The organism is Enterobacter chinensis (assembly GCF_034008295.1).
GTDB lineage: Bacteria > Pseudomonadota > Gammaproteobacteria > Enterobacterales > Enterobacteriaceae > Enterobacter > Enterobacter chinensis.
In genome coordinates, this window is record NZ_JARDVI010000007.1 from 34,600 (window position 1) to 46,438 (window position 11,839).

The 11,839-nt window shown below is 55.4% G+C and carries 12 protein-coding genes; 2 read left to right on the forward strand and 10 right to left on the reverse strand.

What is annotated here, in order from left to right; translation table 11 throughout:
- Positions 1-27: 27 nt before the first annotated feature.
- Positions 28-693 carry a 6-phosphogluconate phosphatase gene (yieH, locus tag PYW49_RS19200; RefSeq protein ID WP_320387243.1) on the reverse strand — a complete coding sequence of 222 codons (666 nt, stop codon included), beginning with the start codon at positions 691-693 and terminating at the stop codon, positions 28-30.
- 165 nt (positions 694-858) lie between these two features.
- Between yieH and adeP the strand changes: the two genes are divergently transcribed.
- Positions 859-2,196, forward strand: a complete 1,338-nt coding sequence (gene adeP / locus PYW49_RS19205; RefSeq protein ID WP_320387379.1) for an adenine permease AdeP — start codon at positions 859-861, stop codon at positions 2,194-2,196.
- A 90-nt stretch (positions 2,197-2,286) separates the two neighbouring features.
- On the opposite strand, the gene PYW49_RS19210 is transcribed toward adeP, so the two are convergent.
- The 9 genes from PYW49_RS19210 to rpmH all read right to left on the reverse strand — a co-directional run bounded on the left by PYW49_RS19210 (position 2,287) and on the right by rpmH (position 9,806).
- Positions 2,287-2,853, reverse strand: coding sequence for an NADPH-dependent FMN reductase (locus tag PYW49_RS19210; protein ID WP_014833835.1), 567 nt, complete (start codon positions 2,851-2,853; stop codon positions 2,287-2,289).
- A gap of 36 nt (positions 2,854-2,889) precedes the next feature.
- A complete protein-coding gene (locus PYW49_RS19215; protein WP_134348238.1) occupies positions 2,890-3,636 on the reverse strand; it encodes a 4'-phosphopantetheinyl transferase family protein in 747 nt (248 codons plus the stop codon).
- 122 nt (positions 3,637-3,758) lie between these two features.
- On the reverse strand, positions 3,759-4,730 hold the full coding sequence (gene yidZ, locus PYW49_RS19220; protein ID WP_320387244.1) for an HTH-type transcriptional regulator YidZ: 972 nt from the start codon (positions 4,728-4,730) through the stop codon (positions 3,759-3,761).
- On the reverse strand, positions 4,699-5,874 hold the full coding sequence (locus tag PYW49_RS19225) for an MFS transporter (RefSeq protein ID WP_320387245.1): 1,176 nt from the start codon (positions 5,872-5,874) through the stop codon (positions 4,699-4,701). Before PYW49_RS19225 ends, yidZ begins: the two co-directional genes overlap by 32 nt.
- A 111-nt stretch (positions 5,875-5,985) precedes the next feature.
- Positions 5,986-7,350: a tRNA uridine-5-carboxymethylaminomethyl(34) synthesis GTPase MnmE gene (mnmE, locus tag PYW49_RS19230; RefSeq protein ID WP_032662070.1), complete on the reverse strand. Its 1,365-nt coding sequence runs from the start codon at positions 7,348-7,350 to the stop codon at positions 5,986-5,988.
- Between the two features lie 72 nt (positions 7,351-7,422).
- On the reverse strand, positions 7,423-9,066 hold the full coding sequence (gene yidC, locus PYW49_RS19235) for a membrane protein insertase YidC (protein ID WP_134348241.1): 1,644 nt from the start codon (positions 9,064-9,066) through the stop codon (positions 7,423-7,425).
- A gap of 2 nt (positions 9,067-9,068) precedes the next feature.
- Positions 9,069-9,326 carry a membrane protein insertion efficiency factor YidD gene (yidD, locus tag PYW49_RS19240; RefSeq protein ID WP_001307474.1) on the reverse strand — a complete coding sequence of 86 codons (258 nt, stop codon included), beginning with the start codon at positions 9,324-9,326 and terminating at the stop codon, positions 9,069-9,071.
- Positions 9,290-9,649 carry a ribonuclease P protein component gene (gene rnpA, locus PYW49_RS19245; protein WP_014072458.1) on the reverse strand — a complete coding sequence of 120 codons (360 nt, stop codon included), beginning with the start codon at positions 9,647-9,649 and terminating at the stop codon, positions 9,290-9,292. Before rnpA ends, yidD begins: the two co-directional genes overlap by 37 nt.
- Positions 9,650-9,665: 16 nt before the next feature.
- Positions 9,666-9,806, reverse strand: coding sequence for a 50S ribosomal protein L34 (gene rpmH, locus PYW49_RS19250; RefSeq protein WP_003849659.1), 141 nt, complete (start codon positions 9,804-9,806; stop codon positions 9,666-9,668).
- 637 nt (positions 9,807-10,443) lie between these two features.
- On the opposite strand from rpmH, the gene dnaA reads away from it, so the two are divergent.
- On the forward strand, positions 10,444-11,838 hold the full coding sequence (gene dnaA, locus PYW49_RS19255) for a chromosomal replication initiator protein DnaA (RefSeq protein ID WP_010426558.1): 1,395 nt from the start codon (positions 10,444-10,446) through the stop codon (positions 11,836-11,838).
- Position 11,839 lies beyond the last annotated feature (1 nt).

The following is an 11,839-nucleotide window of genomic DNA, read 5'->3' on the forward strand; positions in this document are numbered from 1 at the left end:
GCTAGCGCTTACCCGCCCTACGTTAATTTAACGCGTAATATTCCAACCGCGAGCCTTCCACAACGCCGGCAATTGCGCCAGATCGGTAAAGGTCGTCACTTTTGGATGATCGATTGGCTTGTTGTGCGGGTCGGCACAGAAGTAAAACACCTCCATCCCCGCATCAATCCCCGATTGCGCGCCCGCAGACGAGTCATCCACCAGAATGCAGTTTTCTACATTAACGTTCATCGCTTTCGCCGCATGGAACATCAGCGCCGGATCGGGCTTCCAGCGCTGGATATCGTAGCCGCTGAACAGTTTTTCCGGGAAGTGGTGCAACATCTCAAGCTTACCCAGCGAGTGCTGCATTTTGCTGACCGGACCGTTGGAGACCACGCAGACCGGCACCGTCATCGCATCCAGTAGCGCATGCGCACCTGCGATAACTTCCAGCTCAGAGTCGAAGAGGCGTGCGACCTCGGCGCGGTACACCGGTTCCAGATCCGCTTTCGCCAGACTGACACCGTGTTCTTCGTTAATGATGTCAATGATCTCGTAGAGCTTCACGCCCTTAAAGCGTTTAAACACCTCTTCGAGTTCCAGCGTAATGCCAAACTCCTGGAACATAGTGACATACGCGCGGGAACAAATGACCTCACTGTCGACCAGCGTACCGTCGCAGTCGAAAAATACCGCTTCAATTTCGGACATGCCTTTCCCTTTTAACAAGTTTAACGTTTACGTAGGGCTGTTTAACGAGACGCAATCGTTGCCGTATAAGCAAAATCAATGAAAAAAGTATCTCGTAACCGCCACTATTGTCGCATTTTGGTATAGGATAGCGACGAATTTTCCCTCCTTGTTCGGAAATTGATGATGAGTCAACAACACACTACCCAGACATCTGGTCAGGGTTTGCTTGAGCGCGTGTTCAAACTGCGCGAGCACGGCACAACGGCACGCACCGAAGTGATCGCCGGTTTCACCACCTTCCTGACGATGGTTTATATCGTTTTTGTTAACCCTCAAATTCTGGGCGTTGCTGGCATGGACACCAGCGCCGTCTTTGTGACCACCTGCCTGATCGCTGCGCTTGGCAGCATTCTGATGGGCGTGTTCGCTAACCTGCCGGTCGCACTGGCGCCAGCAATGGGCCTGAATGCGTTCTTCGCGTTCGTGGTTGTTCAGGCGATGGGCCTGCCGTGGCAAGTCGGTATGGGCGCTATCTTCTGGGGCGCGGTTGGCCTGCTGCTGCTGACCATTTTCCGCGTGCGTTACTGGATGATTGCGAACATTCCTGTCAGCCTGCGCGTGGGCATCACCAGCGGTATTGGTCTGTTCATCGGTATGATGGGGCTGAAAAACGCCGGTGTAATCGTGGCGAACCCGGATACGCTGGTGAGCATCGGTCACCTGACCTCTCATAACGTGCTGCTGGGCGTGCTGGGCTTCTTTATCATCGCGATCCTGGCTTCCCGTAATATTCACGCGGCTGTTCTGGTGTCCATCGTGGTCACCACCCTGCTGGGCTGGATGCTGGGTGACGTTCACTACAACGGTATCGTCTCCGCGCCACCGAGCGTCTCTACCGTCATTGGCCACGTTGATCTGGCGGGTTCCCTGAACCTGGGGCTGGCGGGCGTGATTTTCTCCTTCATGCTGGTCAACCTGTTTGACTCCTCCGGTACGCTGATTGGCGTGACCGACAAAGCGGGTCTGGCGGATGAGAAAGGCAAATTCCCGCGCATGAAGCAGGCGCTGTTTGTGGACAGCGTCTCCTCCGTGGCGGGCTCTTTCATCGGAACCTCTTCTGTTACCGCTTACATTGAATCCTCTTCCGGGGTTTCCGTGGGCGGCCGTACCGGCCTGACGGCGGTAGTCGTGGGGATTCTGTTCCTGCTGGTGATCTTCCTTTCTCCGCTGGCGGGCATGGTTCCACCGTATGCGGCAGCGGGCGCGCTGATCTATGTGGGTGTGCTGATGACCTCCAGCCTGTCACGCGTGAAGTGGGATGATTTAACCGAAGCGGTGCCGGCGTTTATTACCGCCGTGATGATGCCGTTCAGCTTCTCGATTACCGAAGGTATCGCGCTGGGCTTTATCTCTTACTGCGTAATGAAGATCGGCACCGGTCGCTTCCGCGACCTCAGCCCATGCGTGATTGTTGTGGCGCTGCTGTTTGTGTTGAAGATTGTGTTTATTGACGCACATTAAGGTGCTGGTGGTGTCAAGTGGCGCTTCGCTTACCTGACCTACGGGCAAAGTTCCCTCTCCCTGCGGGAGAGGGTTAGGGTGAGGGCAAGCTTACGCCTTCACCCGCTTAATATAATCCCCAAACGCCGTCAGCTGTCCAGAGAGATGGTCGCGCGTGCTCTGATCCACCACTTCACCCGTCTGCGGGTCGACCTTGTTCTGAATCACACCACCCATAAATTCCGGCTTGTTCATTACCATCGCATCCAGGAAGACCAGGATTTGACGCAGATGATACTGGCAGCGCGCGCCGCCAATGGCGCCCATAGAACTGGTCTGGATCAGTACCGGTTTGCCTGACAGCGGCTGTTCAGGTAAACGGGACAGCCAGTCGATGGCATTCTTCAGGCCACCCGGAACCGAGTAGTTATACTCCGGCGTGACAATGACCACGCCGTCGGCCTGGCGGATCTGCTCTGCCAGTGCCTCAACGCTCTGCGGGAAGCCCTCTTCCTGCTGGACATCCGCATCATAAAGTGGGATATCACCAATCGATGGCAGGGCGCTAATCTCCATACCTGCTGGTGCCAGCTGTGGCAGCGTGCGGGCAACCATCCCGTTAAATGAACCTTTGCGCAGGCTTCCCAGTAACGTAACTACTTTCAACGTATCAGACATGATTACTCCTGTTTCATCATGATGACCCTGATTGGATCAGCTAAGGGTGAATGCTTTTTCTGCCGGTAAACTGGTTAAACGCATCAGGCGTGCGGCGGGCTCGTTGGCGCGCTCGGGCACATCAGGAAGGCTACGCCATCCCTGTTGACTGTCAAATTCCCAGATTTTCATGCGTTCGATGGCGGGGGTAACCGCAATGGACCAAATGAGCACATCCTCTGCGTCACTGAGCGCCTCAACCAGCGTGGCTTGGGTTGCACGCAGCCGTCCGGAGCCTGGTAGCAGCTGCAGCAGGCTGGCGTCGTCTGAGGCGCATCCACAGAGCTTGCGAATACTCTGGCGCAAGGTAATGAGCTGGGCTCTGGCCTCTATGGGATCGTTCTGGTTGCGGACCCATAGCTTCTCATTGCTGGAGAGCGGATAGTCTTCATGCGCATTCCCACCATGGAAGCTGCGAGTTGCGCGCTGAAGTTCCATATCCAGCCCGCAATCCCCTTCGGTGGTCAGCGCGACGCCAATGATATTGCCCGTGTAGGCAATGGAAAATCGCGGGAGATCCGGGTCGGCAAAGACCGGGCGGCCTTCTGGTTGGGTAATGATGTCTGGCAGTTCGCTGGTGCCGTACAGCATAAACAGCAGTTCAGCGAGAAGCGCTCGGGACGCTAAAAAGCGCGTCCTGCGGTGTTCTGGAAGTTTGCGTGCTTCACTGTGGCAGGATGAAGATATTCTGGCCGATACGAGACGTCCTTCTGTAAGTATCCCTCTTGCAAAGTGCGTTGCCATTGTTCGCTCCTTGATAATGGTCGTAATCGGTTAAACGGTTACATGATTATCGCTTAACTTGACTCCTGTTTTAATCAGTAAATGGGAGTAAGAGAAGCCTTAGGACCGAACTTTACATTTTCTTAGGCAAAAATTGGATCGCTCGCACCGTACAGCGCCTTGATGATCTCCCGCAACCAGAGAATTTTCGGATTATGGCTGTTCCGTTTATGCCAGATCAGCGTGAAGGGAACGGTGAGCTTTTCAGCCTGCATTTCGTCAATGGGAATGGGCAGCGCGATCAGCTTCCGCTGGTGGAGTTGATTGTAGTGGTGGCAGTAGTGCGGAGCCGTGGCGATATAGTTATGCCCTGGCTGGGCTGCCATAAACATCGCCTGTTCGAAACCCGGCAGGCACATGGCGATATTGCGCTCACGTCCCATCTCTTTTAGCACTTCATCAAGCGCCCAGGTGTCGCTGCGTTCCCAGAAGATACTGATATGCGGGTAGCGCAGGAAGGTTTCCAGATTCCACGCTTCCTGAAGCGCGGGGTGATCTTCACGCAGATACACACACGGGCGGTCGCTGAACAGGATCTCGTAGTCGATAAACCACGGCAACAGCTTCAGCAATTCACGCGAGCGCGGATGCGTTTCGCGTCCGGTAAAGCCCAGATCAACCTCTCCACGCGTAATGGCATCCAGCGAGTCGTAATCCCAGTGACGCATCTTCACCGTAGCCTGCGGATAGCGCTGATTTACCTGCTCCAGCAGTGCGTTAAAGCGGATCAGCATCAATGGCGTTTCGGCGGCCAGCACGAACGTCAGCCCGCCCGGAGAGTCATGGTGGAATTTATCGAGGATTTGGTTGCCGATTTGCATCCAGTCGGCCAGATCCTGCTCCAGGCTTACCGTCAGCGGCGTCGGCAGCAGTCCTAACGGCGTTTTGACAAACAGCGGGTCGTCGAACCAGTCACGCAGCTTGGCCAGTGATTTACTCACCGCCGACGGCGTCACGTTCATCCGCTTCGCCGCTTTGGTGACGCTGCGCTCCTGCAGCAAAAGCTGCAGGCAAAGCAACAGGTTAAGATCGAGACTGCTGATGGGCTTCTTCATAATGCGCCGCGGGCTGGATGACCATAAGTAAGGTAATGCACAGTATGCTACAGCCAATCAGAACCCCGATCAGCATATTCATCGCGTTAAGCCCGATGACCGCCGCCAGCCAAATCCACAGCGACGAGCCGCAGACCTGCGCGATCCCCAGCACCGAGCTTGCCACGCCTGCCCGCAGCGAGAATGGGCCAAGCGCCTGACTCATCGCCACGCCAAAGCCAACCGAGAACCCGGCACAAATAAGGGTAATACCCACCAGCATCACCGCATGTGAGCTGGCGGTCGCCAGGATGATGCCTGCTGCGAGGAATAAAACCTGTGAGGTCAGCATCAGCGTGCGCTGGCGGAAGATGTTCAGCGCAAACGGTGTTGAGAACGACACGGCCATACTGACCATCGCGGTTAATGCCATCACCGTTGAATACTCACCGCGGTCGAAGCCCATGGTTTCCATGAGTAATACAGGGGAAACGTTTACATAGGTCAGGATCACCGCCACGCTTAACGTCGTCACGGCCAGACGGCTGAGGAAGAAGCGGTTAAGCAGCTTCTCGGCTGGGTGAATTGTTGGGATATGACCGGTATTCTGCGAGCCGGGTTGGGTCTCTTTCAGCACGGCGATGGACAGCACAAACACCAGCGCGCCCATCGCTGCCATAGTCCAGAACAGACTCTGCCACGGGAATTTCAACATGATCAGATACCCCACGACCGGGGCCAGCACCGGGATGATGCAGGTTATACCGTTCAGCATCGACAGCACCTTAGCGCGACGCTGGGCACTTAAGGTATCGCGCAAAATCGCGAAGGCGACGACGTAGCAACCGCCCGCGCCAATCCCCTGGATAAATCGCCCTGACAGGAACAGGGTGCTGTCTTGCGCCAGCGAGCAGAGTACTGACGCCAGTGCAAAGATGATGGCGCCCGTGATAGCGACAGGCTGACGGCCTGCTTTATCCGCGATCTTCCCGGCAAAAACCATCGACGATGCCATCCCCGCGAGGTATGCCGAAAACGCGATGTGTAGCTGCGCTTCGCTAGCACCCAGATCGCGCGCGATGTGCGGTAATCCCACCAGATACATATCAATGCCAGATGGATAAAGCAGAACCAGCGCAAAACTACAAAACAGAAAACGAGCCATAAACCCCCCATAGATGCAGGCAAGCAGGATAGGGGGATAAAGGGGATTAGGCGAGTTGCCATTTGGACAATGGTGATTTCCTACGAGGAAATCACCATTGATCAGCGGTAGTTACTTACCAATACAGAAGCTCGAGAAGATCCTTCCCAGCAGATCGTCCGACGTAAACTCCCCGGTGATCTCGCTCAGATTCTGCTGCGCCAGGCGCAGCTCTTCCGCCAGCAGTTCACCCGCCCACGCGCCAATCAGCTGCGCTTTACCCTGAACAAGGTGGTTTGCCGCCTCTTCCAGCGCCTGCAGGTGACGACGACGCGCCAGGAAACCGCCTTCCATGCTGGTGTCAAAACCCATGCTCTGCTTGAGATGGTTACGCAGGTCGTCCACGCCCTCGCCGGTACGCGCCGACAGGCGAATAAGTGAGTGACCATTCACATCGCTGATGCCCAGCGTTTCGCCCGTAACGTCTGCTTTGTTACGCACCACGGTGATCGGCAGCTTAGCCGGCAGGCGGGCAATAAAGTCCGGCCAGATGTCAGCCGGGTCAACGGCGTCGGTCGTGGTGCCGTCCACCATAAACAGCACGCGGTCAGCCTGCTCGATCTCCTGCCAGGCGCGTTCGATACCGATGCGCTCAACTTCGTCGCTGGCATCGCGCAGACCGGCGGTATCAATGATGTGCAGCGGCATCCCGTCGATATGAATATGCTCGCGCAGCACATCGCGGGTGGTGCCGGCAATGTCGGTCACGATCGCTGCTTCACGGCCCGCCAGGGCGTTCAGCAGGCTCGATTTTCCGGCGTTAGGGCGTCCGGCGATGACTACCTTCATCCCTTCCCGCAGCAGGCTGCCCTGGCGCGCTTCGGCACGCACGGCGTCAAGATCGTTCATCACCTGGTTGAGCTGGGCTTCGATTTTACCGTCAGAGAGGAAGTCGATCTCCTCATCCGGGAAGTCGATAGCCGCTTCGACGTAGATTCGAAGGTGAGTGAGTGCTTCCACAAGGTGATTCACCCGCGCGGAGAATGCCCCCTGCAGCGAGTTCAGCGCGGAGCGGGCCGCCTGTTCAGAACTGGCGTCGATCAGGTCAGCAATCGCCTCGGCCTGTGCCAGGTCGAGCTTGTCGTTGAGGAAGGCACGTTCGGAGAACTCGCCAGGCTTCGCAATGCGCAGGCCTGGCAGGGTCAGAATACGTTTTAACAGCAGGTCGAGGATGACCGGGCCGCCGTGGCCCTGCAGCTCGAGCACGTCTTCGCCGGTAAAGGAGTTCGGGCCGGGGAACCACAGCGCAATGCCCTGGTCCAGCGGCGTGCCGTCGGTATCTTTAAATGGCAGGTAATCAGCGTAGCGCGGCTTTGGCAGCTTACCCAGTACCGCTTCGGCGACCTCGCGCGCTTTCAGGCCGGAGATACGCAGAATGCCTACACCACCGCGTCCCGGTGGGGTTGCCTGGGCGACGATAGTGTCGTTATGGCTCATGGTTGGTCTCGTTCAATACAAATAAAAAAGGCGGTCAATCGACCGCCCTTATTTTAGCGTTAACTTAACGGATCAGGACTTTTTCTTTTCGCGGCTATGCAGGCCACGTTTTTCCAGACCACGGTAAATCAGCTGCTGCTGGATGATGGTCACCAGGTTGCTGACGATATAGTACAGCACCAGACCTGACGGGAACCACAGGAAGAACACGGTGAAGATGACCGGCATAAAGGTCATGATCTTCTGCTGCATCGGGTCGGTCACGGTGGTCGGAGACATCTTCTGGATGAAGAACATCGTCACGCCCATCAGGATCGGCAGGATGTAGTACGGGTCCTGTGCAGACAGGTCATGGATCCACAGTGCGAACGGCGCATGGCGCAGCTCAACGGAGCCCATCAGCATGTAGTACAGCGCAAGGAAGATTGGCATCTGAATCAGCAGCGGGAAGCAGCCACCCAGTGGGTTCACTTTCTCTGCTTTATACAGGGCCATCATTTCCTGGCTCTGACGCTGTTTGTCATCGCCCAGACGCTCACGCATCGCCGCAATCTTCGGCTGCAGCATACGCATCTTCGCCATGGAGGTGTACTGCGCTTTAGTCAGCGGGTACATGATGCCACGAACGATGAAGGTGATAACGATGATGGAGAAGCCCCAGTTACCCAGGAAGCTGTGGATGAACTTCAGCAGCTTAAACAGCGGCTGAGAGATGAACCACAACCAACCGTAGTCGACGGTCAGATCCAGGTGCGGCGCAACAGCGGCCATTTTGTCCTGAATTTCCGGGCCGACCCACAGGGTGCTTGCCATCTTACCGGTTTGACCCGGCTGAACCAGAACCGGCTGAGATTTGTAGCCGATGGCTGCAAGACCGTTACCCAGGTTCGCGGTGTAGAAGTTGTTGGTACCGTCGTTATTTGGCACCCACGCAGTGGCGAAATACTGCTGCAGCATTGCCACCCAACCGCCTTTAGCGCTGACGTTCAGGTTTTCGTTATCGGCAATGGTGTCGAATTTGTATTTCTCATACTTCGCGTCAGGCGTGGAGTACGCCGCGCCACGGAAGGTATGCAGCGCAAAGTTGCTGCTTCCGGTGTCACGGTGAGACGGCAGATTGATGGACTGCTTCAGCTGGCCAAAGGTCGACAGTTCCAGCGGTTTCGCACTGGTGTTCTGTACGCTGTAGCCCACGTTCACCGCATACTCACCGCGTTTCAGGGTGAAGGTTTTGGTGAAGGTGTTGCCTGCGGCGTCGGTGTACGTCATCGGGATAACGAGTTCGTTCTGACCATCAGCCAGCACAAAGGTGTCGTTCTCGACGTTATACAGTGGACGCGCACCGTTAGCCGGGTTATCCGGGCCATCACGACCGGTCAGGCCGCTCTGCGCCTGGTAGATAAACTCAGGCGTGGTTTCCAGTAACTGGAACGGTTCGTTAGACTTCAGCTCTTTCGGGTAGGTCAACAGCAGCGCCTGCTCAACATCACCACCACGGGTGTTGATAGTCAGCTCAAGCACATCGGTCTTAACCGTAATCTGTTTCCCCTGGCCACTGGCCGGTACGCCCTGGTCGGCGGCGCTACCCGCTGCGGTGGTCGTAGTCTGCGTGGTCTGCTGCTGGGGTTGAGGATTTTTATCCTGCTCCCATGCCTGCCAGATCATGAAAGACACGAACAACAAAGCGATGATAAGAAGATTGCGTTGCGAATCCATCGTTAGTGTTCTCTGGTATCAAAGGGTCCTGGGGGGACGGGGTCGTCTCCACCGGGATGTAAAGGGTGGCATTTTAATACGCGTTTCACCGTCAACCAACTGCCTTTTATCACTCCAAACCTGCGCAATGCCTCAATTCCGTAGCTTGAGCATGTTGGTGTGAAACGGCAATGCGGCCCGAGTAGCGGACTAATCAGGCGTTGATAGACCCGAATGAGGGCTATCAGGACCCGTGAGCCAGGCGACAGTGGCGGCGCCATAATTTTTCCAACGCTTCCGAGAGAGCACGGTTATCGAGGTCGGCAACCCCTTTTTTAGCCACCACCACGAAATCCATAGAAGGCAGTTCGTGCTGACGTAAACGGAAGCTTTCACGCGTCAGACGTTTAATCCGATTGCGTTCATGCGCACGCTTAACATTTTTCTTGGCGACTGTGAGACCGATGCGGGGATGCCCCAGCGAATTTTGGCGGCCGAGGATGGTGATTTGCGGCGTGCCAGCCCGTTGTGGCTGCTGGAAGACGAATGTGAAATGAGTGGGAGTTAACAAACGTAACTCCCTGGGAAATGCTAGCTTAACCACTCAGGGGTTAGCTTTATTACTTGGAAACGGTCAGACGAGAACGGCCTTTAGCACGACGACGTGCCAGAACCTGACGACCATTTTTAGTAGCCATACGAGCACGGAAGCCGTGAGAACGGTTGCGCTTCAGTACAGACGGTTGAAAAGTGCGTTTCATGGCGATTTCTACCTAAACTTGAATAAATTCACTGACTTTTGCGTATACCCGAACGAGTTTCGAACGACTAACGCCTCAGCGTGGGTGATTAAAGAGGCCGGATTGTAATAATTGTACACTCCGGAGTCAATTCTCTTTCCTTATTTCCCGCGTATTTCCGCACGTTTTCGCGTGGAAAATGAGCAACGGACGACGCAGGAAGATGAGCATCACGCGCCGGGTCGAGGATTATACGGCCTCGCCAACAAAGCGCAAGGATCGTCCCGGATCTTCGTTAGATCATTTAAGCAATAAATTGTCTGTGCTCATTAATTTTTCCAATATGCGGACTAAATCGCGGGGCACTCGCGCCAGGATCGTTTACACTTACCCGGTTCCGGATCTTCCTGTGGATAAATCGGGAAGAATCTGTGAGAAACAGAAGATCTCTGGCTCAGTTTAGGCTATGATCCGCGGTCCCGATCGGGATCCAGCGATCCTGGCCGGGCATAAACACAATATCGTTCAGATTGTATCAACGATGGCGTGTATAACCGCAGATAGCGGTTCGCACATCCCCCTCATTGGGTCATGTCGATGTGCGCCAACAATCATGAATATTCAATAGTTTTCTTTTATTGTTCGAGTGGAGTCCGCCGTGTCACTTTCGCTTTGGCAGCAGTGTCTTGCCCGATTGCAGGATGAGTTACCAGCCACAGAATTCAGTATGTGGATCCGCCCGTTGCAGGCGGAGCTGAGCGATAACACGCTGGCTTTGTATGCGCCAAACCGTTTTGTGCTCGATTGGGTAAGGGACAAGTACCTTAATAACATCAATGGACTGCTGAACGATTTCTGCGGGTCAGATGCCCCGCAGCTGCGCTTTGAAGTGGGCACAAAGCCGGTCACCCAAACCGTTCGTGAAACCGTGAATGTGGCTGCGCCTGCTCAGGCCGCGCCCGCGCCGGCCCCTCGCGTCGCACCCGCTCGTCAGGGCTGGGATAATGTCCCTGCACCGGCTGAACCAACCTACCGCTCTAACGTTAACGTGAAACACACGTTCGATAACTTCGTTGAAGGTAAGTCGAACCAGCTGGCGCGCGCGGCGGCTCGGCAGGTTGCTGATAACCCCGGTGGGGCCTACAACCCGCTGTTCCTTTATGGCGGCACGGGCCTGGGTAAAACGCACCTGCTGCATGCGGTGGGTAATGGCATTATGGCGCGCAAGCCCAATGCCAAAGTGGTGTATATGCACTCCGAGCGCTTCGTTCAGGACATGGTAAAAGCCCTGCAAAACAATGCGATCGAAGAGTTTAAACGCTACTATCGTTCCGTTGACGCCCTGCTGATCGATGACATCCAGTTCTTTGCCAATAAAGAACGATCGCAGGAAGAGTTTTTCCACACCTTCAATGCCCTGCTGGAAGGAAATCAGCAAATCATATTGACCTCGGATCGTTATCCAAAAGAGATCAACGGCGTTGAAGATCGTCTGAAATCCCGCTTCGGCTGGGGCCTGACCGTGGCGATCGAGCCACCGGAGCTGGAAACCCGCGTTGCGATCCTGATGAAGAAAGCCGATGAAAATGACATTCGCCTGCCGGGTGAAGTGGCGTTCTTCATTGCCAAGCGTCTGCGCTCCAACGTGCGTGAGCTCGAAGGGGCACTGAACCGCGTTATCGCCAATGCCAACTTTACCGGTCGTGCGATCACCATCGATTTTGTGCGTGAAGCGCTGCGTGATTTGCTGGCATTGCAGGAAAAACTGGTCACTATCGACAATATTCAAAAGACGGTGGCTGAGTACTACAAGATCAAAGTGGCAGATTTACTGTCTAAACGTCGTTCCCGCTCGGTGGCGCGCCCGCGTCAGATGGCGATGGCGCTGGCAAAGGAGTTAACCAACCACAGTCTGCCGGAAATCGGGGATGCGTTTGGTGGCCGTGACCATACGACCGTGCTGCACGCTTGTCGCAAGATTGAGCAGTTACGCGAAGAAAGCCACGACATAAAAGAAGATTTTTCCAATCTAATCAGAACATTATCATCGTGAC

Excerpts from the sequence above, each read along its gene's own strand:
- yieH (WP_320387243.1), bottom strand. The coding sequence starts at position 693 with ATGTCCGAAATTGAAGCGGTATTTTTCGACTGCGACGGTACGCTGGTC.
- adeP (WP_320387379.1), top strand. The coding sequence starts at position 859 with ATGAGTCAACAACACACTACCCAGACATCTGGTCAGGGTTTGCTTGAG.
- PYW49_RS19210 (WP_014833835.1), bottom strand. The coding sequence starts at position 2,853 with ATGTCTGATACGTTGAAAGTAGTTACGTTACTGGGAAGCCTGCGCAAA.
- PYW49_RS19215 (WP_134348238.1), bottom strand. The coding sequence starts at position 3,636 with ATGGCAACGCACTTTGCAAGAGGGATACTTACAGAAGGACGTCTCGTA.
- yidZ (WP_320387244.1), bottom strand. The coding sequence starts at position 4,730 with ATGAAGAAGCCCATCAGCAGTCTCGATCTTAACCTGTTGCTTTGCCTG.
- PYW49_RS19225 (WP_320387245.1), bottom strand. The coding sequence starts at position 5,874 with ATGGCTCGTTTTCTGTTTTGTAGTTTTGCGCTGGTTCTGCTTTATCCA.
- mnmE (WP_032662070.1), bottom strand. The coding sequence starts at position 7,350 with ATGAGCCATAACGACACTATCGTCGCCCAGGCAACCCCACCGGGACGC.
- yidC (WP_134348241.1), bottom strand. The coding sequence starts at position 9,066 with ATGGATTCGCAACGCAATCTTCTTATCATCGCTTTGTTGTTCGTGTCT.
- yidD (WP_001307474.1), bottom strand. The coding sequence starts at position 9,326 with ATGGCGCCGCCACTGTCGCCTGGCTCACGGGTCCTGATAGCCCTCATT.
- rpmH (WP_003849659.1), bottom strand. The coding sequence starts at position 9,806 with ATGAAACGCACTTTTCAACCGTCTGTACTGAAGCGCAACCGTTCTCAC.